Below are 23681 nucleotides of genomic sequence, written 5' to 3' on the forward strand. Positions count from 1 at the left end.
ACGCGTGGCCCGTATTAGAGAACCACGAAAAGATCGGTCGCGTACATTACGCCGAAGCCGATCAGGAAGGCGAGCAGATTCGTGGCACTTCCCACGCGACCGCCCGCGTCACGAACCATCCGTGCGATCTCCCAGTCGACCTGGAGGATCGCGCCGACGCCGATCGCGAGGAAGAACGCACCCACCGTCGGCGAGTAGGCGAGACTCCCGATCCACCCGCCGAGGATGACGGGCGCGCCTGCGAGTAGACCGAGCGCGGCAAAGTGCCACCACGCCGGGCGCTCGTCGCGGGCGACCGGCGCGACAACCGCCGGGCCTTCGGTCACGTTGTGGAGCATGAACCCGATCACGAGGAACGCTCCGAGCGAGACGCGACCGAGCGCAAACGAACTCCCGATGGCGAGCCCCTCTGCGAGGTTGTGCAGGCCGATCCCTAACGCGACCAGATATGCGACCCAGAGGCCACTGTTCGCACGGCTGTTACCGGCGGCAGCGCGCCCCTCGCGCCACGCGCTGATCGCTTGCACGAGCAACAGCGCACCGACCACGCCGAAGACGACCAGCAGTTTCCCCTCGTAGGCTCCCGGGATTCGCTCGGCGAGTTCGAACGCCTCGAACCCCGCGTCGAACGCGAGGAAGCCGAGCACGCCGGTGGCAAACAGGAGGACGGCGTGCAACACGCGATCACTGACCGTCTGGAGGAACGGGAACCACAGTATCCCGAGCGCAACCGGGATTACCCCCACGAACAGTCCAATGAGCGCAAGTGTCCACAGGACATCGGCACCGAAGCCGGGTGACTGCTGCGGTGCTTCGATCACGTGGCCGATCGTCGCGCCGTCCGAGAGCACGAGAGTGGCGTCCAGATCCCAGCCGGGGTTCCAATGATACGGAACGACGACGCGCGCGCTCTCTCGAGGCTCTAGCGTCCGGTCGCCACCGGCCCCTTCGACCTGGAAGTTCCAGTATGCGTCGTCGACGAGAACCTGCGAAATCGTGACTTCCTCCGGGCCGTTGTTCGTGACGTGAAGGACGACCGTCTCGTCGCTCGGCATCGTGGCGTGGGTGACCGTCACGTCCGGAAGCGGTTCACCTCCCTGAATGCCGGCGAGCGGCGACGTAAACACGAACACTCCCAAGACGAGCGCGAGCAACACGATCGGGAGCAACGCGGAGATCCATCGCGGGAGTCCGAACAGTTGTACGACCTCTTTGTCAGCCGTCGCGCCACCGTCCGTCGTCATGTCTGGAGACTCGTCGGTCATCTACACCACCTCGAAGAAGCTCATCCAGCCGAGTTCGGCGAACTCCGACTGATGAGCGTGGAACATGTACAGCCCGGACTGGTGGTCGGCGTAATCCAACTCGACGATTCCGCGCTGGGCTTGCGTCTGTATGATCGTGTCGACGGTTTTGCTCGTCGGCATCAGCGTCGTTCCGTGGTCGTAGTAATCGAAGAACTGCGAGTGGGTGTGGAACGAGTTGATGAAATCGAACTCCGTCGCGTTGACGAGATAGACCCGCTGGCGTTCGTTTTTGTCGATCTGGATCGGGCGTTTCGTCTCGCCCGGCTTCCAGTTCCCGTTGGCGTCGGTCTCACCGACGCCGTACGCGAACGCGCGCGTGTTCGCGGCATACACCTCGTTCTCGCCGTCGAAGTTCGTATCGAACGAGTTCATCACCATCACCATCTCGTTGATGGCGTCGTTCTCCGCGTACTCGTGGTTGCGCGTCTTGGCTTCGTCGACCACGTCCTCGACCATCGCGTCGGTGATCTGGCTCGGGTGATCGGTGACGTAGTCGCTCGGATTGTCCCTGACGCGTTCGGGATCGGGGTCGACGATGAACGTGCCATAGAGCCCGCGATGGACGTGTTCTTTCAGCGGGAGCGAGTGGCAGTGGTAGAAGTGCACGCCGGCGGGTTGCGCGATCCACTCGTAGGTGAAGGACTCGTCCGTCTCGAGTACCCCAGGGCCGTTCTGTGGAATCCCGTCCATTTCCGGATTGAGATTCTTCAGATGCGGGTGAATCGTGTGGGCGTGCCGTCCGCGGTTTTCAAATTTGATTCGAATGAGGTCGCCCTCGACGGCACGGATCGTCGGCCCCGGCACCTGCCCGTTGAACGCCCAAGCTTCGAACTCGAGGCCCGGTGCGATCGTAATCGTCGTGTCGACCGCGGTGAGTTCGAACTCTCGAACAGTTCGTCCGTCTTCCTGGTAGACATCCTGCGGGACAGTGTCCTGCCCGTCCGTTCCGGTGTTAAACGCTGTCAGGAACTCGTGGGGGTCGAAGTTCAGATCCCGATACTCGTCGACAGCACCGAAATTGCCGTGTTTGTCCTCGTCGTCGTGGCCTGCCGACGCGTTCGCCCGGGTGCCCCCGAGCCCGACCGCTGCACTCCCTGCGACACCGAGGGCACCGAGCACTGATCGGCGACCGACGCTCGGATCGCCACCGAGCGACTCGGCGAGCCGGGTTTCGAGCGTTTCCGTGACAGTGGCTGCGCTATCGTATTCTATCGATGGCATGGTCTCATCCTGCTGTGGGTTCTCATACTCTGCCGTTAGAAGACCGACTACATTAATTTGACGCATCTAAACCTAGAGTGAGACTAAACTAATTCTGGTGCAGACAGTGCTGCGGGCGAAAATCTGGCTGCTGGTGCTCCGTGAGAGACTGTTCGACGAGCCGGTGGTGACGGATAATCTTGAAGTGATGGATGTCCCAGTATCCGGCAGGTCGACACCTCGTGGGGGTCAAAGTTGGCGCGACTCCGTCCCGCTGATTTGTTCAGCAGACTGGTCTCCGTCGGTGGTTCTTCCCCCGAGAATTCGGCAATAGCGGAGGGTTTCACCCGCCCGTCCGACTCGTGGTGAAGGGAAGCAATCGCTTCGAGAGAGTTCTCCGTGCTGGCGCTCCACGCCCCCAGAGAATTAGATGGTGCTAAAATAATATTTTTTGAATGACATCAATTGACTGCTGGACGCTACCTATTGGTGTATCGAACCGAGCTCTGCCGGAGAGCATCAACTTCGCAGCCACGCTCTCGGCTACCGGCCCAGTGGGGACGCAGTGGCGTCACCGCTATCGCCGCGAACGCGAGTGACGTCGACCGGATCACGGACGCAGAATCGGCGCAATCTCGACGAATGAATCTGGTCGTCGACGCCGACGTCGTCATCTTCGCACTCATCGCCGACTCGAAAAGGCGTGACCGCAGCGTCACACGAACGTTCCTCTCGACACCTGAGTTCGTCCACGACGAGTCGAGAACGACGAAGATGCGATTGTAGCGCAGTCGGGCATGGAACCGGAACGTGTGGCGCAGTTTCGCGAGCGAGAGGCGTCGCATGGGCTTTCGATGTCCATTCATTCATAGCTATTAGAATGGATGTTTACGAAATAGTGTCAAAATATAAAACTTAGAACATTCGTATTTGATCAGGGTCCGCTCTCGAGCGAACCGACCCTCCTCGAGCAGGGGAGTAAAACAGTATTACCAAGTCAGTAGTAGTATAATACTATACACCCATCGTCGCCGTGAAACATATAATAGTTGAGGGAGTGTCTCGAGATATACCGGGATATGTCGGCGTAGTCGTGCGGTAATTGGTTATTTCCACCTGTCGGACAAGAAATGGATGAGACAGAAAGCTTATTACGGAGATACGTAAAGAAGCGATTACCCCTACCCGGTGTGAGTGGACCAATCGGCCCGGTAGTACGGTGCTGTGGTCGGCTCGCTCTCCAGGTGAATCGAGCGCTAATCAACCGAAATACAACAATAATACAACAATAAATGACAAACGACATAACCTACCGCGAAAAGGGTCGTGCAGTGATCCTGGCCGCGCTTATGGTACTCTCCGTTGTCGCCATGTCCGCAGCGTTCGCGGGCGGCGCGGCAGCGAAGAACCCAACAGCTGCGAATTACGATTCCGGCCCGACGTTCGATTCCGGGTCGATTGACAAGGTATGGATCGGTCAAGAAATCACGCTCGACGGAGTCGGTAGCTCGGGCGACCACGATGGATTCGTTTCCATCGCCGAAGGTCCCGACACCTCCGACAACCCTGACACGGTCGTCACTCGAGAGGCGGACACCGGTACTGTCACGCTCCCGACCGAGAGTCTGGAAGAAGACGGTATCTACCACATTCACGTCCACGGTGACACCGCGGACACGAGTACCTTCCACGGAGAGGCATTCCGTGCACAGGTCGAGAACCTCGACATCCAGTTCACCCGTGACACTGTCACGCAGGACAGCATGGGGACCCTCGAGGTTACCTCCGACCGGAGCACCCAGTACGTGAACGTCTCGTCCGACAGCTTCGACGCGACGGACCTCAGCACGATGTTCTCGGCCGCTGAGGCTACTGGCGTCACCAACACTGACGAAGACGTCGTGACCCTCAAGGTTAGCGACGACACGACGTACGACGTCGACTTCGCTGACGTCGACAAGGGTACGTACGACTTCGACTTCGACGTGACGGACTCTCAGAGCACCGACAACGCGTCGGTCGAGGTTGTCGACTCCCGACTCGACTACAGCTTCACCGACGTTGACTCGGTCGAACAGGGCGGCGTCGCGAATATCACGCTCGACGTCGGCCAGGGCGACACGGCCGCCGTCACTCTCGGTAGCGTGAACGATGGCTACGCCACTCACGTCGAACTCCAGAACATCCAGGACGAGCAGATCGTTCTCCAGTTCGACACGCACGACGTGCACGCCATGGATGGTAGCGCGTGGAGCGTCCACAGCAGCTCCGACGCCGAAATCGCTGACTCGAGCGTCAACAAGTCGGACAGCTTCAGTGCCGATGAGCCGTTCCCGGCTTACAACTGGGATCTGTCCGTTGGTGACAAAATGAGCTCGGCGAATCCTGCCGATGAGGGAGACTACGACCTCGAGAACGAACACGACCGATCTCGCCTCGTCGTCTCGGACCGAGCGGCGATCGGTGACGCGACAACGCACACCGCGCCCGGCGGTGACGCGCTGGCGAACCTCGACGACTTCGAGGACACCACGGTCACCCAGACGAACACGATCGCGAAAGACGACCACCTCATCGTCAACGCCCAAGAGTTCGGCGCAGAGGGCCTCGTTGAGGACATCGCAGCCAACAGCAGCGACCTCAACAATACCCTCACCAGCGAGGGTATCTACGTGGAACTCTCCGAGCAGAGCTCCGGCCCGATCAACGACGCTCAGGTCTGGAACTCGAGCGCTGACGCCGAGAATCAGCTCAGCCTCACCGGCATCTCCGTCGATGAGTACAGCGGCGACCTCATCTTCACGGTCGATGTCCCTGCAGGCCTAGAGACCGGCGAAACCTACGACTTCGCGTTCAACGTCACGCAGCAGAACACCTACGTGGCTGACGCGGATGCGGCAGTCAGTCAGCAGTCCACGATCACGTACGAAGACCGCGAGGTCGCATGGGACGACATCGACTCGCTCCCAGCAGCTGAGGACGCAACCGCGACGGGTACGACCACGGTTGCACCCGGCACGGAGCTCCCCGCTGAAGCCGACTCGCCGAACGACCAGGGTAGCTTCGTTCAGGTGACCGACGCAGTCGTCACCGCCAACGAGGACGGCAACCACAACTTCGCCGCTGAGTTCGACCTCAGCGAGGAAGAGCCTGGTGTCACCTTCGACCTCTCCGTCGAAGATCCCCAGGATAGCACCGTCAACGACGAGCTCACTGGCGTCAACCTCACCGAATCCGACGGTGAGTCCGACTCCACCATCGACGTCGAGGGCGACGCGCCGTCGACCGTCGAGGTCAACGAGAGCGCCACGCTCGACGTGACCGTCACCAACAACGCTGACTCGACTCAGACTGTCGATTACCACGTCGACATCGGTGACGAGACCGTCGACAACCAGTCGCTCGAGCTCGAGGCCGGTGAAGAGCTCACCGAGAGCTACGACCTCGACACGAGCGCCGAAGGCGACATCAGCTGGGAAGTCCACGCTGGTGACGCGACTGACGACGGTACCGTGACCGTCGAGGCAGGCGGCGAAGACGGTGAAGACGGCACCGACGGTGAAGACGGCGAAGACGGCACCGACGGTGAAGACGGGTCCGACGGCGAAGACGGATCCGACGGCGAAGACGGCTCCGACGGTGGAGACGGCGAGGACGGCGACGACGGTGGCGACGATGGGACGCCCGGCTTCGGTGTCGGCGTCGCTCTCGTCGCACTGCTCGGCGCTGCCATGCTGGCACTCCGCCGCCAGAACTAAGCCGTAGAATCACCGGCTCACGCCGGCCCAAATTTCCGCGATTTTCTTTTATCGGACGTTACACCACCCAGCGACGGCACCAGGTGCCGATCGGGTCGACAGGTCAGTACTCGAGAGTACCCGAAAGTACCCGAGAGTACAGATAGTGGACCGTACATCGAAGCGTGCACGCACGGTCGAGCGATCGAGGGTGGGTACGCACTCGAGGCTCCGAACGGCGACGAGACAGTCGACGAATCGCGTTCCCGACTCGTCCGCTGGGACGACACGGGACTGGCGTCGAAGCCGAGCAGGAAACCGACCGCTGTCACCGGTTACAGTCGAGTACCGTCTTTGAACGCGGGTCAGTGACGTCCCGATTGGGTGATTTGGCTTGCTCACGAGTACCGACTGGATGATCGTACTCCGTGGTCTCTCAGCGGCTGTGGCCGCCCTCGAGTTGCCACGCACTCGCGTCCGGTGTGACGCCACGGTCGACATTCGTGGACTGGTGCGGACGCCACAGTCGCGTCCTCGCGTCGCGGTTCTCGCACTGCACTGTCGAGCAAAAGAGCTGTTCCCTGAGATAGCGCCCGTCCGTTCGGCCCAGCCCGCGAACGGTTACCGCGTGATCAGTCGTCCGCCGCGGCCGGCTCGGCCTCCTCGGCGCTCGAGTCGGCGCGCTCGAGGTCCTCGAGGTACTCGTCGGCGTCGAGCGCCGCCTTCGAACCCATTCCGGCGGCGGTGACGGCCTGCTGGTAGTGGTAGTCGACGACGTCGCCGGCGCCGAAGATGCCGGGGACGTCGGTTTCGGTCTGACCGCCGCCGTCGCCGCCCGTCGTTTTCAGGTAGCCGTCGACGTCCGTCTCGACGCCGGTGTCCGTGAGATAGTCCGTGTTCGGTGTGTGGCCGATGGCGAAGAAGACGGCCCCGACGTCGAAGTCGAACTCCTCGGTCTCGGGGTCGTCGAGGCGGTCGGTGGGGTGGCCCTTGTCGTTTTCGACGAGGGTGACGTGATCGACGCCCTCCTCCTGCGAGCCGTGGATCTCGATCAGTTCGGTGTTTTTCATGATCTCGATCTCGCCCTCGTCGACCTTCTCTTGGACGCGGTCGACCCAGTAATCCTCCGCGCGGAACTCCTCGCGGCGGTGGGCGATGTAGACGGTGTCGGCGAACTTGGTGAGGAAGGTGGCTTCCTCCATGGCGGCGTCGCCGCCGCCGACGACGAGCATGTCCTCGCCGCGGAAGAACGCGCCGTCACAGGTCGCACACGTCGAGAGGCCGTACCCCATGAGTTCGTCCTCGCCCGGGATACCGAGCGTGCGCGCGCTGGCACCCGAAGCGGCGATGACGGCGTCGGCGGTGTAGACGTCGCCGTTCGTGAGCTCGACGCGGAACGGCCGACTCGAGTCGTCGACGGACTCGATGATGCCGTTTTTCAGGTCGGCACCGAACTGCGTGGCCTGCGCTTTCATGTTGTTGACCAGCTCCGGGCCGCTGATCCCCTCGGGGAAGCCGGGGTAGTTGGCGACGTCGGTGGTCAGCGTGAGCTGGCCGCCGGGTTCGTCGCCCTCGATGACCAGCGGCTCGTTGTTCGAGCGGCCGGCGTAGATGGCGGCGGTCAGCCCGGCGATGCCGGTGCCGGCGATGATCAGTTTTCGGTGCTCGACGATCTCGTCGTCGGTTTCGGTGGCGATACCGAGCATCTCGTCGAGTTCGCCGGTCCCGTCGAGCGCGCTGGTGTCGTCCCAGCCGCCGATCAGTTCGTCGTCGATGAAGATTTCGGGTGCGGTCTGACGACCGTCCGCGCGTTCGACCATCTCCTCGAACAGGTCGTCGTCGCCGGTGACGTTGTACGTCTCGTACTCGACGCCCTTGCTGTCGAAGAGGTCCTTCGCCTTCTCGCAATAGGGACAGTCCGTCTTGGTATAAATCTCGACGCGCGGCTGATCAGTCATGTATCAGGGTATGGACAGAGCGCCTAAACAGCTTGCGTTCTCAGCAATGGCTCCCGCTTACTGTGACGGCCCGTCGGCGTCGTCCGCCGTCGTAGCACCGTCGACGAATTCGACGGTGACCGCTATCTCGCGGTCGGTTCGCTCCTCGAGCACCGTCTCGAGCGAGTCGACGAGCGTCGGGTACGGCTGGTCCGCGGGCCGCCGGACGACGACGGTTACCCCCGTTTCGTCGCTCACGGCGCTGCCATCGTTGAACTCGGTTTGGGACCAGTTCGAGCCTCGCGTACTCGTCGTCGTCGAGAACCGTTCTGACCTCGTCGTGGACGTCGTTCTCGAAGCCGACGTGCTGGCCGAGCACGATGCCGGCACCGGCGACCGCGACGGTCCCGAGCGCGAGAACGACGACGAGCGTCCCGACCCGATTTCGAGAGAGGTTCGGTAGGAGTCGCCCCCGGGACCACCCGTCGGGGCGGTAGCCGAGGTACCAGAAGACGGCGAGTCCCGCCAGCAGGATCGATGCGGCGGTGACCGCGACCAGGACGAACGCGCCGAGGGCGACGGACCCGTGGCTCCAGGCCAGTCCGATACCGACCGCGGCGGGGATCAGGGCGACGGCGATCATCACGCCGACCAGCGAGACGGGAATCGCGGTCGCGAGGCCGAACGCGCCCGCCGCCCCGGCACAGACGCCGACGACGAGCGCGAGCAGGCCGGGTGAGATTCGGTTCTGGACCTGCGTGATCGCCGTAACGTCGATCGTCGAGGGAACGGCACCGCTGAATCGAACCGCCCAGGCGAACGCGAACGCTGCGGCAATGGCGACTACGAGGCCGATCGCCAGCGACGACAGTCCGTCACGGATCATGTCGCGATCGTCGAGAACCAGTCCGACGGTGCCCGTGAGCGCGGCGCTGATCTGTGGCGCGATCACCATCGAGCCGACGACGACGGCCGGCGAGTCGAGCAACAGCCCCGCGGTCGCGACCAGCGCACTCAGGACGGTCATCGCGTAGTACGTCACGCGACCGGGAGTCACTGTTCAACGCCCGCGTGCGTATCTCCTCGCGGGCGATGCTATCGTCTTCCTCTTCGCCGTTGACGTACCGCTCCTCCAGGTCCTCGATCCGCGGCGTCCGTGCCGTCTCGATCGAGGAGACGACGATGAAGTCGTCTTCGATGCCGACCTCGCGCAGCGACGTCAACACGCTGTCGACCGCCTGCGTCGGCACCGGGAACGTGACCAGATCGCCGTCGGTCCGATCACTGTTTTCGGCGGTCAGCACGTAGTCGAGTCCCTCGTCTTCGAGTACCCCGAGCGCCTCGTCCCGCGTGTCGTCCGGCACGAACACCTGCAGTAGTCGCACTCCCGGACCAAACGACGTATTGGCTCATACCTATGCGGTCGTTACCGGGCTGCAACTGGAGCCGATCCGGACAGCGGCGATCGAGTTGCGGTCATGCTTCCATACGTGACAGTAGCCGACCCCACCGACGCTCGTCGGCGGAGGCGACGCACTTACGGACTCGAGCGACGAGCATCGACCATGGCAGCCGAGCTCGAGGAGAAGACGAACCGGTACGGCGAGTTGCTCGCGGCGGCGCTCGAAGCGGCCACGATCGCGCCGCCCGAGGGGACGCCGATGGCCGAGGCGGCCGCCGACTGCTACGAGATGGCGGCGTCCTATCTGGAAGACGGGAACCACTTTCGAGAACGGGACGATCTCGTCAACGCGCTGGCCTCGTTTTCTTACGGGCACGCGTGGCTCGACGCCGGTGCTCGCGTCGGACTGTTCGACGTCCCGAGGGAGGGGCACCTCTTCACCGTCGAGTAGCGGTCGGGGGTCGACGACATGAACCCGGACCCGGCAATCTCAAACGATTAATCACTATGTAACCGGAACATATATAACAACTATCCCGATTAGTTTATAAAGTAGGCGAAACGTTTATATGGCTTACGCCCTTACCCTATGTTAGCTGAGGCGACCGGGTTTCTTCTGGTTACCCCACCCGGGAGCCCCGAGTAACCCACCCGATACACCATGACAGATACGAGCATCCGAACCTATACGAACGAGCGAGAGACCGAGACCGAGGAGGAAACCGCGGCGGTATCCGACGAGCAGGAGCACTGTCCGGAGTGTGGCGGACGGCTGGTCTCCGACGACGAACACGCGGAGACGGTCTGTACGGACTGCGGGCTCGTCGTCGAGGAAGACGAAATCGATCGCGGCCCCGAGTGGCGCGCGTTCGACGCCGCCGAGAAAGACGAGAAGTCCCGCGTCGGTGCACCGACGACCAACATGATGCACGACCAGGGGCTCTCGACGAACATCGGCTGGCAGGACAAGGACGCCTACGGGCGCTCGCTCTCGAGCCGCCAGCGCCAGAAGATGCAGCGCCTGCGCACCTGGAACGAGCGGTTCCGCACCCGCGACTCCAAGGAGCGCAACCTGAAGCAGGCGCTGGGCGAGATCGACCGGATGGCCTCCGCACTGGGACTCCCCGAGAACGTCCGCGAGACCGCCAGCGTCATCTATCGCCGCGCGCTCGAGGAGGATCTCCTCCCGGGCCGCTCGATCGAGGGCGTCGCGACAGCCTCGCTGTACGCCGCCGCCCGTCAGGCCGGGACTCCCCGTAGCCTCGACGAAATCTCGGCCGTCTCCCGCGTCGAGAAGATGGAACTGACCCGCACGTACCGCTACATCATTCGGGAGCTCGGTCTCGAGGTCAAGCCGGCCGACCCCGAACACTACGTCCCGCGATTCGTCAGCGACCTCGACCTCTCGGACGAGACCGAGCGGATGGCCCGCGAACTGCTCGAGTCGGCCCGTCAGGAGGGCGTCCACAGCGGCAAGTCGCCGGTCGGCCTCGCGGCCGCCGCGGTCTACGCCGCCGCGCTCCTGACCAACGAGAAGGTCACCCAGAACGAGGTCAGCGAAGTCGCCAGCATCTCCGAAGTGACCATCCGAAACCGATACAAGGAGCTGCTCGAGGCCTCGGACACGGCCGCCCCCGCGTAAACGCGGCGTCGGCGAGTCGGCGTTCGACGGCTGTCATCCGTCGGCTGGTACCGACGCGGGTGGTTTCGACGCAGGTGGTTTTCGGTCGAGTGGAATTGCGGCAACGTTTTTCAGCACTCATGTGAAAGAGTGTGGCATGGATAGAACGACCGTCCAACTGTTGTGTCCGGAATGTACGAAAGATTGGCAGGTTTCCCCGGACGAACTCCCCGCGCCCGCCGAGATGTTCCATTGTCCGAACTGCCACGCCTCTCGTCGGACAGCCGAGTTCATGCGGACGGATCGCGATCTACAAACGCTGAAACAGCTCGGGTAGAAGGCGGCGGTAGTTCGATTTCACACCCTTCGAACTACACTTTTAAGCAGTCATTTCAGCGGTAGTCACGGTTTACCTGTCCGACGATAGCGTATCGGAAGCTGGGATAAAAATCGCTATTACGTCGATAAATACTATCATAACGGCCGTTCCGTCCTGCGGTCTTCTTCCGGTAGGATGGGCATTCGAACCAGTCCGAACGATGATACACCGATCAACCGATAAAAGTTGCGTGTTAACGCGACTCAAGATAATAATATAACCCTGCAGTGGGTAGGACTGCATGGTTATGAAGAAGCAGGAGCTCATTCACCTTCACGGACTTCTCGCGGAGGTATCGAACCAGTGTGCAGAGTGGGAGAATTGCCAGATCGACCTCGAGGAGTACGAAGCGAAAGGCATTCGGCCGACATCGATTCACAAATCGAAAACCGATCACAAAGCTGCCGTTTTTGCCCTCGCTGGGGGAATCACGAAGAACATGCGTGAAAACGAGCAGGAAGCAGTCGCTGCAACTGCAGACTAAGATTCTCGTCGTATCCTCCGATACTTACCTCTCTCGAACTAGATACATCGATCGCTGTTCGTCGCCGCGGTCGCGACACCCGTCACTCGTCTCTCGGTACACGTCGCTGTCTTTCATCGGAGACGCAGGAATGCCACCGTCGGTCGCGTCGACGCGCCGGACCGAATTCGACGACAGTGGGCCGAATCCGGCGAGACTCGATTATTCGACGAGATCCTCGAACTCGGGCAGGATCTCCTCGTCGTCGTCGTCGGTCTCGGTATCGCCGCCGCCCGCGGAATCGTTCTCCGCGGTGGACTGCTCGTCGCCGTCCGACGCGTCGTCGGTCGTCTCCACTTCCTCGTCTTCGTCTTCGTCTTCGTCTTCGAGGACGTCGATGCGTTCGACCTCGAGCGGGATGTTCTCGAGGCGCTGGCCGATCTCTTTGCGTGCGATACGCGAGGCGTGTTCCTCGCGCTCGACGTTGAAGACGGTCATCTCCAGTTCGAGCGCGACGAGCGCTTCGTCGGCCGCGATGAACGCAGGCGGGAGCTCCTCCCCCGATGGGGAGGTGCGCTCGCCCATGTTGATCTCGACGTAATTGAGGTCAGGGTTCAACATCTCGCCCGTCTTCGAGATGGCGATACGGATCGCCTCGTCCTCCGTCTCAACGTCGAATACCGGCACGGCAGCTTCGACGACAACCCTGCAATTCATACCGAGACATTGTATCGCCTGCAGTAAGAAGGTTCGCCCCACCCGCCGATTCGCCGTTATCGCCGTCGAGAACCGATACGACTCGCCATCCGATCGGGTTCGAAAGGCAAAAGCTTGCGCCCCCGAACGCTCGAACGAATGGAGACGGGGACGATCCGACTCGACGAACTCGCCGGCGGACTCGACCTGTACCGAACGCTCGAGAGCGGCCAGAGCTACCTCTGGCGGCGCGCCGACGGCGAGATGTACACCGATACGCCGGCCCCGGACGCCTGGTATTCGACGGTCGTCGAGGGGGACGTGCTCCGCGTCCGGAGCCGCGACGGCGTGCTCGAGTGGGAATCGACGACCGACGCCGATCCGCTCGTCCGTCGCCTGTTGCGCCTCGACGACGACCTCGAGTCGATCGTCGCGGCCAGCCCGGACGACCCGCTGCTGCACGAGGCCTACGAGGCCCATCGCGGGATGCGACTCGTTCGCGATCCACCGTTCGGGACGCTGATCTCGTTTATCTGTTCGGCGCAGATGCGAGTCGGTCGCATCCACACGATGGTCTCGACGCTTGCCCGGGAGTACGGCGACGAGATCGCGTTCGACGGCGAGACCTATCACGCGTTTCCGACGCCGGCGCAACTCGCGACGGCGACCGAGGCCGAACTCCGCGATCTCGGACTCGGCTACCGCGCGCCCTACGTCGTCCGGACCGGCGAGATGGTCGCCGACGGCGAGGCGCACCCGGCCGACGCGCGGGAACTCGAGTACGAACGGGCCAGGGAGTACCTGACGCGGTTCGTCGGCGTCGGCGACAAGGTGGCTGACTGCGTGCTCCTCTTCTCGCTCGGTTTCGACGAGGCGGTCCCGCTCGACACCTGGATCAAGTCGGCGATCGAGGAGTACTACCCCGACTGCGATCGCGGGTCGTACGCCGCGACCTCTCGAGCGCTCCGCGAACGGCTGGGGGGCGAGTACGCGGGCTACGCGCAGACGTACGTCTTCCACTTCCTCAGAACGGGAGGAGAAGTTCCGTAGGAGGCCGGAAAACGGCGGATACGCCCGTGAATCTTCCACACCACATACCGGTCCGACGTGCTCGAAGTGGTCGCTCGAACGAAACGGGGATTAGCAGGTCGCCTCTTCCGAATTCTGCTGGAACTCGAATCGTGCGCCGCCTTCGCGGCTCTCGGAGAGTGAAACGGCGAGGCCGCATTCATCGGCGATCCGACTGATAATTGTGGCCCGGTGTTCGTTAAATATGACTAGCAATAATCCAAAATCCATCAGCTAAAGTAGCAATTTTCCGAACCTAATACCACGAATGGGCAACTATTACCGCAGATAATATATTTTTATAGCTATTGTTGCTGACCAGCCTCATGGGAAAGGATTCGGACGTAGCGTTACCGGAGACGTTCGACGATTTAGATATCGGTATCACCCTACGCGATCCCGAGACTGGGGTGCTTCTCGACGCGAACGACCAAGTCGAGCGGTTGTACGGTTACTCTCGAGAGACGCTGCTCGAGATGGATATCGAGAGGTACACTCCGCCATCGACGAAATTCTCACAGAACGAGGCGATCCAGCGGATTCGGGCGGCCGCCGCCGGCGATCCGCAGGTTTTCGAGTGGCGGGTCGAACGAGCGAGCGGAGAACTGATCTGGATTCGCGTCCGCCTCAACGCGACGACGATCGAGGGCCGAACGTTCGTTATCGCCGAAATTCGAGATATCACCGAGTACAAGGCACGGGAACGCCGGTTGCGTCTTCTCAACCGAGTCGTCCGACACAATCTCCGAAACGAGACGAACGTCCTCGTGGGATATGCAGATCGCCTCAAGAGTGCCGTCGAGGAGAAGACGCTCCAAGCGGAGATCGAAACGATATTAGACATCGCCACGGAGATCGGGACGCTGAGTGACTCGATTCAACAGATCGAGGAGATCGCAAAACCGAATGCGACGGAACGAACGCCGACGAAGACCGGAGAGCTGGTGCAGGAGGTCGCTGCGGAGATCCAGGCGGAATACCCCGCGGCTGAACTGACCCTCGACGTACGGACTGAAGTCACCGTAAACGCCGATCGAGGGCTCTTCCACGCGATCAAACACGCGTTGGACAATGCGATCGTTCACAACGACAACCAAACTGCGGCCGTCGAGGTAGTAGTCACGACAAACTCAAGTACCGGGCAGGCAGAAATACGGGTTATCGATACCGGTCCAGCGATCCCGGCCGTCGAAATCAACGTTCTCAACGACGACGTCGAGGCGAGCAGCACGTATCACGGATCCGGTCTCGGCCTCTGGGTGATGCAGTGGTGCGTCGACTCTCACGGCGGTGAACTGGTTTTCGACGAAAACACCCCTCGCGGAAACGTCGTTCGGTTTTTGCTCCCTCGCCTCCGTTCCGACGGCTCGTAAGAGCCCTTCTCTCACCTGCGAACCGTGGAAAGCGGCTCCGGTCCCGGATCCATTACGGAAACCATTGTAATTCCGTTGTCGACTCTCGAGCATGGCCCTCGAGCGAACGGCGATGCTCGTCGCCGCGGCGCTCGGCGGCACGAAACGACCGATTGAACGCCGGGTGTCGATTCCCGGTTACCTCTCGTCGTAGTCCTCCCGTCCCGTGACGGCCCAGTACGCCTGCGAGACGAGCATGATGGCGAACACGGCGACCAGCGCCACCGCGACCCAGCGTGCGATCCGCCAGCCGAGCAGATGGGACGTCAGCGCACTCGCACCGACGACGAACAGCACCGCACCGACGACCAGCTCGAGGAGCTCCCGGACCGTCGCGCGGCTGGTCGAGACGTCCAGATACGCCTCCTCGAAACGGTCGATGAGTCCCATCAGCGGAATTCCTCGAGCGCGGTCTGGTTTCGCTTCAGCGGTCGCGCGCGGTAGCCGTACTCGGTCGCGAGGATGTCGGCGAACGCCTCGTCGAAGCCGTGGTGGGTGTAGACGACGTCGGGATCGATCGCGCGGACCGTCGCAACGAGTTCGTCGAAGTCGCAGTGGTCAGTCAGCGGAAAGGTGACGTCGTAGTTCCCCCGATACCGGAAGGAGTCGTCGACGGCCCAGCCGGAGAATCCCGCCTTCAGCCCGCCCTCGCGGTCGACGGCGGTCTCGACCCGGTCGGCTCGAGATCGATTCGACGGGAGGACCACGATCTCGTCGGTCAGCCCGCGAAGCGAGCCGGCGCGCTCGCCGGGGAACGAGAGATCGCCCGCGGTCGCGGTCTCGATGGCCCGGTTCACGTCGCGAATCGACTCGGAGACGCGGATCTCGCGGTCGCCGCCGGTCGCCTCCCGGGCGAGCCACTGGAGTTTCTGTGCGCGCCCGAGCGAGTAGCCGAACAGAAAGAGCGGGCGGTCGTCGTTGTCGCGGAGCCAGTCCCCGATCGCGGCCTCGAGCTCGTCCTGCGGCGAGAACCGGTACTCGGGATGGCCGTAGGTGGTCTCCATAACGAGCGCGTCCGCGTCGACGGCGTGGGGGTCGAACCCCTCGAGGTAGCACCGATCCCGAGTGGAGAAGTCGCCGGTGTAGCAGTATCGGCGCGCGCCGCTCCCCTCGCCCGCGGTCCCGTCCGTCCCGATCGCGTCGGTCTCGAGGTCGATGATGGCCGCCCGGGAGCCGACGACGTGGCCGGCCGGGACGAGTTCGATTCCGGGACTCCCGTCGATGAACTCGAAGCCGGTGCCGGTTCGGGCCTCGACGATCGCCGCCGTTTCGGCCGAACAGACGACCGTTTCCGGCGTCGATCGAAACGTGTGGTCCGCGTGGGCGTGGCTCACCACGTTGACCGCGCCGACGGCGCTCCGGGCGTCGGCGACGACGCGCGGCTCCTCGCCCTCGCGTCCGAAGTGAATGCCGTCTCGATGCCGAACGGTCACTGGACAAGCTAGGGGCTCGAGGCACCTCCCGTTGTCGCTTCCGCATCGGGACGAGCGGCTACGGATTTTTGACGGTCGCGGTCGATGGCTCGCACATGGCAGGTCGAACCCGCGCACACGTCTTCGTCTCGGGGACGGTACAGGGCGTCTACTACCGCGCGAACACTCGCGACGCGGCCCGCGAGGCGGGCGTCGACGGCTGGGTGAGGAATCTCGAGGACGGTCGCGTCGAGGCGGTCTTCGAGGGGCCCGAGGACGCCGTGGAGTCGATGATCGAGTGGTGTCACACGGGGAGCCCCGCGGCCGACGTCGAGGGCGTCGACGTCGAGTACGCGGACCCGGAGGGCGAGGACGGGTTCGACATTCGGTACTGAGTCGGTCGGTCGCCAGAGGTGGCGACGGGACGCCGGATCGAGGCAGCGATAGCGGGGCAGTTCGGCGTGTGCTGTCGCTTACCGGATCACCGCGTCGACGGCCAGTTCGACGTACTCGAGGAACGAACTGGTCGGGGTTGCGGGCATGTACACCGGGAACTCGGGCTGTCTGATCGGATCTCGTTCGGAGAACTCGCCGCGTTCGGTTCGTTGCATGTCCCCTCTTGGGACCGGCGTGGTTTATACATTGCCAAGTATAATTTTGGAATTGAAAAGCAACGATCGTTATTGATGAAGAATAGCACGGGGATACGAACTCGCAGGGATCGGTCGAGCCGACCCGTCCCGGCAACGTGGGCGGGCGGGTTCGGACCGGCCGCTCTCAGTCGCGTTCGTCCGATCGGTCCTCGAGCCACGGGGGCCGGTCCGTATACTTCCACTCCGCCCAGTCGGCTTTCTCGCCGGCGTAGTAGGCCCGGTAGGCCGCGACCGGATCGCCCGGCACCGCGTACTCGTCGGGCATCGCCTGCGGACGCGGCGTCGGTTCGTCCGACGGGAACGCGATCTCGTCGGGATCGATGCGCTCGATCACCGACCAGCTCGCGTGATCGCGGTCCTTGTCGTACCGCTCGACGAACTCGGCGTTGAGCGCCGCGGCGTGCTCGCGCAGTCGGAGCCAGTTGGCGCGCGACTCCGTCGCCCACGCCGTCACGGGGTGGCCGGCGTGGGTCGACGCGTAGAGGAACTCCGCGTCGAAGCCGTTCTCGCGGGCCGCGGTACACAGCACCTGCGCGGCCTCGAGCAACAGCTTGTTGACGTGCTGGTCGCAGTGATAGCGCGCGGCGAGCCGCGGGTCCGCGTCGAGCCAGAAGACGTTCACGACGAGGCTCGGAACCGCGACGGCTTCAGCGTGTCGTCCGCAATCTTCAACGGTCGGCCGGTCGAACGCTCGTCCATGATTACAGGCGAGCGAATGGCCGCCGTCGACGAGAACGCCGCGGCGCTTGGCGTGTCGCGAAAGCAGTTGATGGAGTCGAGCGGGCACGCGGTCGCCCGCGAGGTTCGAGCGGTCGCCGACCCGGGCGATCGAGTCGTCGTCGTCGCCGGCCGCGGGAACAACGGCGGTGACGCGTTCGTCGCCGCCCGGTTCCTCGACGACTACGAGGTGACGACGCTACTGCTCGGCCGCGCGGCCCAGATCGGGACCGACATCGCACGCGAGAACTGGGACGCCCTCGAGCGTGCCGACTACGACACGCGGGAGGTGACCGACTCGAGCGGGGTCGCCCTCCCCGACGCGGACGTCGTGGTCGACGCGATGCTGGGGACGGGGATCAGCGGCGACCTCCGGGAGCCCGCGGCGACCGCGGCCGCGGCGATAACCGAGGCCGACGCCACCGTCGTCGCGGTCGACGTGCCGTCCGGCTTCGACGCCGACGCGGGCGACCACGCGGATAACGGCGTCGAGGCCGACCGGGTCGTCACGTTCCACGACGCGAAACCGGGTCTCGCGGCGCTCGACGCCGCAGTGACCGTCGCGGATATCGGCATTCCGGTCGCCGCGGAGCGGTTCGTCGGCCCCGGCGACGTCCGCCTCGCCCGCCCCGACGGCCGCGACGGACGGCCGTACGTAATCGGCGGCGGCCCCTACACCGGTGCGCCGGCGCTGGCTGCTCAGGCCGCGCTACGGGCCGGCGCGGAGCTCTCATTCGTCGCCGCCCCCGACTCCATCGCCGGCGAAATCCAGGGGTACAGCGAGGACCTCATCGTCCAGCCCTACGACAGCGACGTTCTCACGCCCGCGGTAGCCGACGACCTGCTCGAGACGGCCGAGCGATACGACGACGTCGTCGTCATCGGTCCCGGACTCGGTACCGCCGACGAGACCCTCGAGGCCGCCCGGCAGTTTCTCGCGTCCTACACCGGGCGGGCGGTCGTCGACGCGGACGCGCTCGAGGTCGTCTCGGACCTCGAGACGGACGCGACGCTGGTCTGTACGCCCAACCGGCGCGAACTCGCGCGGATGGGCGGCCCGGAGGCGGACGACCTGGCCGCGGCGGCCGACGAGATCGAAGCGTTCGCGGCCGAAATCGGCCATATCGTCCTCGCGAAGGGGGCGAACGACGTGATATCCGACGGCGAGCGCACGCGGATCAGCCGCTCCGGAACGGTGGGCATGACGGTCGGTGGCACCGGCGACACGCTCGCGGGGATCGTCGCGGCACTGCTCGAGCACGCGGACCCGCTCGACGCCGCGGCGGCGGGCGCTCACGTCAACGGGCTCGCCGGCGAGCGACTCGCCGCGGCTGACGAACACGGCTTCCTCGCGTCGGATATGCTCGCGGAACTGCCAGCGGCACTGTGGGGTGGTGACGATGAGTGAGGACTCTCGAGACGCCGACTCGAGCGACGCCGACGCCGACGACCTCACCCACACCACCGACCAGGGCGAGGTCCAGATGGTCGATATCGGCGACAAACCCGACAGCGACCGGCGGGCGGTCGCGGCGGGGGAGATCCGCCTCCAGCCCGCCACGGTCGAGGCGATTCGCGCAGACGAGGTGGGCAAGGGCGACGTGCTCGCGACCGCCCGCGTCGGCGCGATCCAGGCCGTCAAGCACACCTGGGAGACGATCCCGATGTGTCACCAGATCCCGATCACGAACGTCGACACCGACTTCTCGCTGGGCGAGGACCGGGTCGAACTCGCGGTCGCCGTCGGAACCACCGGCAAGACGGGGTGCGAGATGGAGGCCCTCGAGGGCGTGACGACCGGGCTGAACGTCGTCTGGGACATGGTCAAGGCGATCGAGAAGGACGACGACGGACAGTATCCCGCCACCGGGATCGAGAACGTGCGGGTGCTCGCGAAGGAGAAGCACCGATCGTGAGGCGAGCGGGATGACACTCCGAACGCCACTCTGCGAGCTGCTCGAGATCGAGTACCCGATCGTCCAGGCACCGATCGGGAGCGCCACGACGCCGAGACTCGCCGCGGCCGTCTCGAACGCCGGCGGACTCGGACAGCTCGCGGTCACGTGGCGCGATCTCGAGGAAACGCGCCGGGTCGTTCGCGAGACCCGCGAGCGAACCGATCGGCCGTTCGCGGTCAACCTCGCGCTCGACGACGCGACGACGATCGCCGCGACCGACGCCCACCTCGAGGCCGTGCTCGACGCCGGGGCCCGGATCGTCACGCTCTCGTTCGGCGATGCTGCCCCCTACGTCGACCGAATTCACGACGCGGGCGGGGTCGTGACCCAGACGGTCGGCAGCGCCGAGGCGGCCCGCGACGCCGTCGACGCCGGGGTCGACGCGGTCGTCACGCAGGGCCTCGAGGCCGGCGGCCACGTCCAGAGCGAGGTCGCGACGACGACGCTCGTCCCGCGGGTCGCGGACGCCGTGGGTGACGCGGTGCCGATCGTCGCGGCCGGCGGGATCGCCGACGGGCGCGGCATCGCGGCGGCGCTCGCGCTGGGGGCCGACGGCGCGTGGCTCGGCACGCGGTTTCTCGCGACGGACGAAGCGGCCGTCCACGAGGCGTACCGGACCCGGCTCCGCGAGAGCGACGAGACCGACACCGCGTACACGACCCTCTTCGACAAGGGCTGGCCCGGCACGCCACACCGCGTCCTGCGAAACGAGACGCTCGAGCGGTGGGAACGCGCGGGCCGTCCGCCGTCCGGAGCGCGGCCGGGCGAGAACGACGTCGTCGCGACGACGGAGACGGGCGAAAAGATCGAACGCTACGACGAAGCGCTCGCGACGCCGGCCGTCGACGGCGATATCGAGGCCATGGCGCTGTTCGCCGGACAGAGCGTCGGATTGACCGACGACGTTCGGCCCGCGGGCACGGTCCTCGAGACGCTCGTCTCGGAAACGCGGGCGGCGATCGCAGCGGTACCGGGTCGGTCGGCCGACGACGGGTGACCGGCTGCGATCGGGTCGCGCCGTTCGTGCCGGTGCGTCGACGCGAGTCGCGCCGGCCGACTCGAATCGGTTCCGTTTAAGTAGCACCGCTGTCCCAGTAGCACCAGTGAGATACGCGGACCTCGTCGTCGCGATCCTCGCCGGGATCGTCCAGGGGATCGTCGAATGGCTTCCCGTCTCGAGCCAGGGGAACCTGGCGCTGTTCCTGACGTTCGCGGGGACCGAACCCGACGCGGCGCTCCAGCTGGCGCTCTTCTTGCAGGTCGGAACGACGCTCTCGGCGGCGACCTACTATCGCGACGACATCGCGACGGCCGTTCGCGCAGTCCCCGGCTGGCGACCGGACCGTGCGTACGCCGGCGCGAACGCCATCCCGTCGTACGTCGTCGTCGCGTCGCTCGCGACCGGGCTCGTCGGAATCCCGCTGTACGTGTACGCGGTCGATCTCGCCGGCCGGCTCGCCGGCGGCGTCTTCATCGCGGTCATCGGCGTCCTGCTGGTTCTCACCGGTGCCCTCCAGCTCGTCTCCGAGTCGGTCTCGATGGGGATCCGCGAGGAGCCGACGCTGCTGGACTCCGTCCTGGTCGGGGCCGTGCAGGGCGTCGCGATCCTGCCGGGAATCTCCCGGTCCGGCGTCACGACCAGCGCGCTGCTGTTTCGCAGCTACGACCCGCCGGCGGCGTTCCGGCTCTCGTTTCTGCTGTCGATCCCCGCGAGCCTCGGTGCCGCCGCGCTCACCGTCGCCGGTGCCGGCGGCCTCCCCGGCATCGAACCGGGTCCCGCGGCGGCCGCGCTCGGGATCAGCGCCGTCGTCGGCTACGTCACGATCGACGCCCTCATGCGGGTGGTCGATCGCGTCCCGTTCTGGGTCGTCTGCTTCGGACTCGGCGGACTCGCCATCGTCGGCGGCGGCGTCGTCTCCGTCGTCGTCTGATGCCGTCGCGGACGAGTGCTCTCGGTCCCGTCACGCCCTCGACCTCGACCTCGAGATACCAGTGCCTCGACCTCGAGATACCAGTGCCCCGACCTCGAGATACCAGTGCCCGTCGCGTCCGCTCACGACGGCCCGTGCGGGAGCGAGGATATTTTTCGGCAAAAGGACTTATGGACCTCTCATGGCTTGCAGCCAGTAGGATGCAATCGATGGACGACCCTGCCGCCGAGAATCCCGTACTCGATCTGCTCGAGGGGACCAGCTGTGCGTTCTGTGACGGGGGGACACTCGTCCGGGGCACGTACCACGGAAACGCGGCGGTGATCTGTGACGACTGTCACACGCCGGGCGCACAGCTGTGGTAAGGTTCGCAGGGTCGTCGTCGAATGGAAATCGGATCGAGAAATCGATGTTCTCGACACCGCCCCGGAGTATCGGTGGTTCGGACAGACCCGACTCCTCGAACTCGACGACGCCCAGTGACTCGAGTTCTTGCAGAGTACGGTGCACTTCGCGGTAATCGCGATCGACGATGTCGCCCGCTCGCCGAATACTCTCGGGATGGTTCGTCGCGACCGCCTCGAGTAACTCGAGGTTCGACATCCGCGTGAGGCGTTTGATATCCTCGTACTCCTCGAAAGTGAGAACGCGCCGAACGTCCTGCCCGATCGCATCACTACTCTCTCCTGCTTCCGCTTTTTCGAGTCAGTCTCGAGCGGCGTCGCCGTGTTCATCGCGCCGTCCGAACGTGATTTTTTGCGTGCTCTCTGTCATGGTTCGTTTTCGACCTCCGCGAGGAACATTCAAGCGAATATTCTTGACATGCCTGACTTCAGCGGTCGAGACGGATGTACAGACCGACGCTTTACCAGCGACAGTTCTACCCGACCGACGATCTGCTTCCGAAAAGCGCTCTCGTTAATCGACGAGTGCGAGCGTGGCCAGTCCACCAGTGCATACGATTAGCATAAGCACGAAAGACGCGATGGTGCCATAGAATTGATGCTGCTGGAAAAACGTGACTCCTTGATGTGCTAGTTCGTTCTGAAGAGAGATACTTACTCCAGTACCGACAATGAGCAGAATTGCTGCCGCTATCTGCGCTCGTAACGGGTGATTCCACTCTGACCACGAAAAACTACAGCGAGAACGAACCTTTTCAGCTCTTCTGCTCATATACGTAATAATATATACACAAACTTAAGACTGGGGTGCAAATAAATTTCGAAATAACGTTTGAGAGCATTGAACGGCTCACGTGCGACTACTGTCACACTCCCGTTGAATGACGGCCGACGCCCGCGAGACGGTACGGACGTTCTTGGATGACCGACCCGACGGCGAGCGCGCGCTCGAGGCCGCCCTCGCGGTCGACGCGGAACACGAGACGTGGACGCTCGACGATGTCGCATTGACTCGGGAACGTTCGGTGAGCCCGTCTCGCGCGGCATCGTCGAGGACGTCGATGTGCGTATCGCGTTGTGAGTCCTCGTTCGGCGGTTACGGGGAATTCGTAGACGATAGCGGAGAAGGTGGGGTCGTGAGTGACCACCTCATTTTTATCTGAACCCGTGGTAGTATGTCATATGACAACAGTACTCGAGCGCATTCGACGGCGCTACGAAACCACGGACAAGAAGTGTCCAGACTGTGGGTACGTGGACGAGGAGGGCAACTGGGAGAGCAGAACGGACGGCCGGCGACTCGTGTATCGGCACGTCTGTCCCAGCTGCGACGCGACTCGAGAGCACACGTTCAACCTGAAGTGATGCGGGGGCTCACGACGAG

Annotated in this window: 24 protein-coding genes and 2 pseudogenes; 16 read left to right on the forward strand and 10 right to left on the reverse strand. The window is 63.9% G+C overall.

Features of this window, described 5'->3' with window-relative positions; genetic code table 11:
• Positions 1–14: 14 nt before the first annotated feature.
• Entirely contained in the window at positions 15–1265 is a 1251-nt protein-coding gene (locus BMX07_RS00720; RefSeq protein WP_090611946.1) for a ZIP family metal transporter, read from the reverse strand.
• Positions 1266–2528 (reverse strand): multicopper oxidase domain-containing protein, encoded by a 1263-nt coding sequence (locus BMX07_RS00725; protein ID WP_090611950.1) that lies wholly within the window; start codon positions 2526–2528, stop codon positions 1266–1268.
• A 621-nt stretch (positions 2529–3149) separates the two neighbouring features.
• On the opposite strand from BMX07_RS00725, the gene BMX07_RS24085 reads away from it, so the two are divergent.
• Positions 3150–3293: a hypothetical protein gene (locus BMX07_RS24085; protein WP_175480007.1), complete on the forward strand. Its 144-nt coding sequence runs from the start codon at positions 3150–3152 to the stop codon at positions 3291–3293.
• Between the two features lie 506 nt (positions 3294–3799).
• Positions 3800–6265: a BGTF surface domain-containing protein gene (locus tag BMX07_RS00730; RefSeq protein WP_090614723.1), complete on the forward strand. Its 2466-nt coding sequence runs from the start codon at positions 3800–3802 to the stop codon at positions 6263–6265.
• A gap of 611 nt (positions 6266–6876) precedes the next feature.
• On the opposite strand, the gene grxC is transcribed toward BMX07_RS00730, so the two are convergent.
• Together grxC and BMX07_RS00740 are read right to left on the reverse strand one after the other, a co-directional pair.
• Positions 6877–8202, reverse strand: a complete 1326-nt coding sequence (gene grxC, locus BMX07_RS00735; RefSeq protein WP_090611953.1) for a glutaredoxin 3 — start codon at positions 8200–8202, stop codon at positions 6877–6879.
• Between the two features lie 57 nt (positions 8203–8259).
• Positions 8260–9566, reverse strand: a pseudogene (locus tag BMX07_RS00740) (DUF389 domain-containing protein).
• Between the two features lie 180 nt (positions 9567–9746).
• Here BMX07_RS00740 and BMX07_RS00745 point away from each other — a divergent pair.
• From BMX07_RS00745 to BMX07_RS00760, 4 genes are all read left to right on the forward strand, one after another.
• Positions 9747–10034, forward strand: a complete 288-nt coding sequence (locus BMX07_RS00745) for a DUF357 domain-containing protein (protein WP_090611957.1) — start codon at positions 9747–9749, stop codon at positions 10032–10034.
• A gap of 210 nt (positions 10035–10244) precedes the next feature.
• Complete coding sequence (locus BMX07_RS00750) at positions 10245–11225, forward strand: transcription initiation factor IIB (protein WP_090611960.1); 981 nt, start codon at positions 10245–10247, stop codon at positions 11223–11225.
• A 136-nt stretch (positions 11226–11361) separates the two neighbouring features.
• A complete protein-coding gene (locus BMX07_RS24935; RefSeq protein ID WP_090611965.1) occupies positions 11362–11541 on the forward strand; it encodes a DUF7836 family putative zinc-binding protein in 180 nt (59 codons plus the stop codon).
• Positions 11542–11830: 289 nt separating this feature from the next.
• A complete protein-coding gene (locus BMX07_RS00760; protein ID WP_090614727.1) occupies positions 11831–12067 on the forward strand; it encodes a UPF0058 family protein in 237 nt (78 codons plus the stop codon).
• Positions 12068–12268: 201 nt separating this feature from the next.
• On the opposite strand, the gene BMX07_RS00765 is transcribed toward BMX07_RS00760, so the two are convergent.
• Positions 12269–12763 carry a DUF555 domain-containing protein gene (locus BMX07_RS00765; RefSeq protein WP_090611968.1) on the reverse strand — a complete coding sequence of 165 codons (495 nt, stop codon included), beginning with the start codon at positions 12761–12763 and terminating at the stop codon, positions 12269–12271.
• Between the two features lie 138 nt (positions 12764–12901).
• On the opposite strand from BMX07_RS00765, the gene BMX07_RS00770 reads away from it, so the two are divergent.
• Together BMX07_RS00770 and BMX07_RS00775 are read left to right on the forward strand one after the other, a co-directional pair.
• Entirely contained in the window at positions 12902–13792 is an 891-nt protein-coding gene (locus BMX07_RS00770; protein ID WP_090611972.1) for a DNA-3-methyladenine glycosylase family protein, read from the forward strand.
• Between the two features lie 344 nt (positions 13793–14136).
• Positions 14137–15183, forward strand: a complete 1047-nt coding sequence (locus BMX07_RS00775) for a PAS domain-containing sensor histidine kinase (protein ID WP_090611975.1) — start codon at positions 14137–14139, stop codon at positions 15181–15183.
• A gap of 177 nt (positions 15184–15360) precedes the next feature.
• Here BMX07_RS00775 and BMX07_RS00780 read toward each other — a convergent pair whose 3' ends face one another.
• Complete coding sequence (locus BMX07_RS00780; RefSeq protein ID WP_090611980.1) at positions 15361–15612, reverse strand: hypothetical protein; 252 nt, start codon at positions 15610–15612, stop codon at positions 15361–15363.
• A complete protein-coding gene (locus BMX07_RS00785; protein WP_090611983.1) occupies positions 15612–16655 on the reverse strand; it encodes an MBL fold metallo-hydrolase in 1044 nt (347 codons plus the stop codon). The genes BMX07_RS00780 and BMX07_RS00785 overlap by 1 nt, the downstream gene beginning before the upstream one ends.
• Positions 16656–16750: 95 nt before the next feature.
• On the opposite strand from BMX07_RS00785, the gene BMX07_RS00790 reads away from it, so the two are divergent.
• Positions 16751–17029, forward strand: coding sequence for an acylphosphatase (locus BMX07_RS00790; RefSeq protein ID WP_090611987.1), 279 nt, complete (start codon positions 16751–16753; stop codon positions 17027–17029).
• 78 nt (positions 17030–17107) lie between these two features.
• Here the strand turns inward: BMX07_RS00790 and BMX07_RS24090 are convergent, their stop codons facing one another.
• Positions 17108–17245 carry a hypothetical protein gene (locus tag BMX07_RS24090; protein WP_175480008.1) on the reverse strand — a complete coding sequence of 46 codons (138 nt, stop codon included), beginning with the start codon at positions 17243–17245 and terminating at the stop codon, positions 17108–17110.
• A 166-nt stretch (positions 17246–17411) separates the two neighbouring features.
• Positions 17412–17909, reverse strand: a complete 498-nt coding sequence (locus tag BMX07_RS00795; RefSeq protein ID WP_090611993.1) for a hypothetical protein — start codon at positions 17907–17909, stop codon at positions 17412–17414.
• A 75-nt stretch (positions 17910–17984) separates the two neighbouring features.
• On the opposite strand from BMX07_RS00795, the gene BMX07_RS00800 reads away from it, so the two are divergent.
• The 5 genes from BMX07_RS00800 (at position 17985) to BMX07_RS24095 (ending at position 22258) form a co-directional block, all read left to right on the forward strand.
• The gene (locus BMX07_RS00800; RefSeq protein WP_090614730.1) at positions 17985–19412 is read left to right on the forward strand and encodes an NAD(P)H-hydrate dehydratase; all 1428 of its coding nucleotides are present in this window, start codon (positions 17985–17987) and stop codon (positions 19410–19412) included.
• Complete coding sequence (gene moaC, locus BMX07_RS00805) at positions 19405–19920, forward strand: cyclic pyranopterin monophosphate synthase MoaC (protein WP_175480009.1); 516 nt, start codon at positions 19405–19407, stop codon at positions 19918–19920. Before BMX07_RS00800 ends, moaC begins: the two co-directional genes overlap by 8 nt.
• 10 nt (positions 19921–19930) lie before the next feature.
• Entirely contained in the window at positions 19931–20959 is a 1029-nt protein-coding gene (locus BMX07_RS00810; protein WP_090611996.1) for an NAD(P)H-dependent flavin oxidoreductase, read from the forward strand.
• A 106-nt stretch (positions 20960–21065) separates the two neighbouring features.
• Positions 21066–21893, forward strand: a complete 828-nt coding sequence (locus tag BMX07_RS00815) for an undecaprenyl-diphosphate phosphatase (RefSeq protein WP_090612001.1) — start codon at positions 21066–21068, stop codon at positions 21891–21893.
• Between the two features lie 209 nt (positions 21894–22102).
• On the forward strand, positions 22103–22258 hold the full coding sequence (locus BMX07_RS24095) for an HVO_A0556 family zinc finger protein (protein WP_175479996.1): 156 nt from the start codon (positions 22103–22105) through the stop codon (positions 22256–22258).
• Positions 22259–22334: 76 nt separating this feature from the next.
• On the opposite strand, the pseudogene BMX07_RS25740 reads toward BMX07_RS24095, so the two are convergent.
• A pseudogene (locus tag BMX07_RS25740) lies at positions 22335–22562 on the reverse strand (HVO_A0114 family putative DNA-binding protein); the annotation flags it as partial.
• Positions 22563–23178: 616 nt separating this feature from the next.
• Here BMX07_RS25740 and BMX07_RS00825 point away from each other — a divergent pair.
• Positions 23179–23460 carry a hypothetical protein gene (locus BMX07_RS00825; RefSeq protein ID WP_090612006.1) on the forward strand — a complete coding sequence of 94 codons (282 nt, stop codon included), beginning with the start codon at positions 23179–23181 and terminating at the stop codon, positions 23458–23460.
• Between the two features lie 19 nt (positions 23461–23479).
• The gene (locus BMX07_RS00830) at positions 23480–23662 is read left to right on the forward strand and encodes an HVO_0649 family zinc finger protein (protein ID WP_090612009.1); all 183 of its coding nucleotides are present in this window, start codon (positions 23480–23482) and stop codon (positions 23660–23662) included.
• The last annotated feature ends 19 nt before the right edge of the window (positions 23663–23681 follow it).

Origin of the sequence: Natrinema salaciae, from assembly GCF_900110865.1 — an archaeon.
Lineage (GTDB): Archaea > Halobacteriota > Halobacteria > Halobacteriales > Natrialbaceae > Natrinema > Natrinema salaciae.

Coding starts and splice junctions, on each gene's coding strand:
- BMX07_RS00780 (WP_090611980.1), bottom strand. CDS start 15,612: ATGGGACTCATCGACCGTTTCGAGGAGGCGTATCTGGACGTCTCGACC.
- BMX07_RS24095 (WP_175479996.1), top strand. CDS start 22,103: ATGGACGACCCTGCCGCCGAGAATCCCGTACTCGATCTGCTCGAGGGG.
- BMX07_RS00720 (WP_090611946.1), bottom strand. CDS start 1,265: ATGACCGACGAGTCTCCAGACATGACGACGGACGGTGGCGCGACGGCT.
- BMX07_RS00730 (WP_090614723.1), top strand. CDS start 3,800: ATGACAAACGACATAACCTACCGCGAAAAGGGTCGTGCAGTGATCCTG.
- BMX07_RS00770 (WP_090611972.1), top strand. CDS start 12,902: ATGGAGACGGGGACGATCCGACTCGACGAACTCGCCGGCGGACTCGAC.
- BMX07_RS24085 (WP_175480007.1), top strand. CDS start 3,150: ATGAATCTGGTCGTCGACGCCGACGTCGTCATCTTCGCACTCATCGCC.
- moaC (WP_175480009.1), top strand. CDS start 19,405: ATGAGTGAGGACTCTCGAGACGCCGACTCGAGCGACGCCGACGCCGAC.
- BMX07_RS00760 (WP_090614727.1), top strand. CDS start 11,831: ATGAAGAAGCAGGAGCTCATTCACCTTCACGGACTTCTCGCGGAGGTA.
- BMX07_RS00725 (WP_090611950.1), bottom strand. CDS start 2,528: ATGCCATCGATAGAATACGATAGCGCAGCCACTGTCACGGAAACGCTC.
- BMX07_RS24935 (WP_090611965.1), top strand. CDS start 11,362: ATGGATAGAACGACCGTCCAACTGTTGTGTCCGGAATGTACGAAAGAT.
- BMX07_RS00800 (WP_090614730.1), top strand. CDS start 17,985: ATGATTACAGGCGAGCGAATGGCCGCCGTCGACGAGAACGCCGCGGCG.
- BMX07_RS00825 (WP_090612006.1), top strand. CDS start 23,179: ATGACGGCCGACGCCCGCGAGACGGTACGGACGTTCTTGGATGACCGA.
- BMX07_RS00790 (WP_090611987.1), top strand. CDS start 16,751: ATGGCAGGTCGAACCCGCGCACACGTCTTCGTCTCGGGGACGGTACAG.
- BMX07_RS00830 (WP_090612009.1), top strand. CDS start 23,480: ATGACAACAGTACTCGAGCGCATTCGACGGCGCTACGAAACCACGGAC.
- BMX07_RS24090 (WP_175480008.1), bottom strand. CDS start 17,245: ATGCAACGAACCGAACGCGGCGAGTTCTCCGAACGAGATCCGATCAGA.
- BMX07_RS00810 (WP_090611996.1), top strand. CDS start 19,931: ATGACACTCCGAACGCCACTCTGCGAGCTGCTCGAGATCGAGTACCCG.
- BMX07_RS00750 (WP_090611960.1), top strand. CDS start 10,245: ATGACAGATACGAGCATCCGAACCTATACGAACGAGCGAGAGACCGAG.
- BMX07_RS00765 (WP_090611968.1), bottom strand. CDS start 12,763: ATGAATTGCAGGGTTGTCGTCGAAGCTGCCGTGCCGGTATTCGACGTT.
- BMX07_RS00775 (WP_090611975.1), top strand. CDS start 14,137: ATGGGAAAGGATTCGGACGTAGCGTTACCGGAGACGTTCGACGATTTA.
- grxC (WP_090611953.1), bottom strand. CDS start 8,202: ATGACTGATCAGCCGCGCGTCGAGATTTATACCAAGACGGACTGTCCC.
- BMX07_RS00745 (WP_090611957.1), top strand. CDS start 9,747: ATGGCAGCCGAGCTCGAGGAGAAGACGAACCGGTACGGCGAGTTGCTC.